2 pseudogenes are annotated in these 1,146 nt (G+C 77.1%); both read left to right on the top strand.

Annotation, left to right across the window (positions count from 1 at the left end):
- Window positions 1-490 (top strand): annotated as a pseudogene (locus tag ND748_RS32430) (PAP2 family protein); the annotation flags it as partial.
- A gap of 269 nt (window positions 491-759) precedes the next feature.
- Window positions 760-1,146 (top strand): annotated as a pseudogene (locus ND748_RS32435) (OmpA family protein); the annotation flags it as partial.

The raw sequence follows: 1,146 nt of genomic DNA on the forward strand, positions 1-1,146 counted from the left end.
CCGGGAGTCGGCCCGGCCGGCCGGCTCGGCCATCCCGGTCGCCGTGGCGAACGCCGGTGGGCCCGGCACGGCACCGGTCGTGTTCGCCGCCTCGACGTCGCGACCTCGGGCGGATCCGCAGCAGTCCGTCGGCGCTGAACCGCCGTCCGGCGGCGAGTCGTCGGCTGGCCACGACTCGTCCGGCGGCGACAACGGCGCCGACCGTGGTCCCGCGACTGGTCCAGGCGTTGTCAAGGACGCCGAGTCGCCCCCCTCACCCGAGTCGCCCCCCTCACCCGCGTCGGTCGATTCGGTCGAGCCGCCGGCGGAGCCGACCGTGGCCCGGCCCATCCCGCCGACGGAGCCCGCCTCCTCGGCACGGGCAGCGCCGGCCAACGGTCGACAGGATCCGCCGGCCGCGGCGCCCGTGCCCCCCTTGCCGGCTCCCGCCGCGCCCGAGCTCTCCCTGCGTTCGGGGGCCATCCGCCCGGACGGTGCGCGCGCGGTCTGATCAAGGGCGGGCCTCGTCGGGGCGGGGCGCCCGTCAGGGCCGCCGGCGGCCGGTGGGGTGGCGCTGCGGCGGGGTGTCCCGGATGGGTGGTTTGTGACCCCCGGTGTGTTACCTGGGGTGGGCGGTGTGCGAAGGTTGTGCCGCGGCCGGCGTCGGCCGCACACCTCCCTGCCTCGCCTGCCCGGCCAGCGTCGCGAAAGATGCATGTCCAACCCTTTCGCGCCGTCCCGGGTTGCGCGTCCGGTCCGATCCCGCTCGGAGTCCGATCGATGTCCCCGTCCCTGGCCGCGCGGCTGCACCGTCCCCGCCCGGTCGCGTTCGTCGTGTCGCTGGTGCTGGCCTGGCTGCTGCTCGCCCTGATCGCCTTCGCACTGCGCCGCGGGCCGATCCAGGACGATCTGGCCGCCCGGGCGACGGCGGCCGTCCGGGCGGCTGGCGGTGTGCACGCCCAGGTGCGCATCGATGGGCGGGAGGCGGTCGTCACCGGGCGCTTCCCCAATGCGGCAGCCGCGGAGCAGGCGCGAGCCTCGGCCGCGGTCTCCGGCACCACGTCGGCCCGCCTCGGCGACGACGTGGTCATCGCCACCCAGCCGGCCAGGCCGTTGGTGCTGGCCGTGGTCGGGCGGGGCCTGTCCGTCACCGCGACCGTGCCGGAC

Source organism: Frankia sp. AiPs1, from assembly GCF_023716945.1.
Classification (GTDB): Bacteria; Actinomycetota; Actinomycetes; order Frankiales; family Frankiaceae; genus Frankia.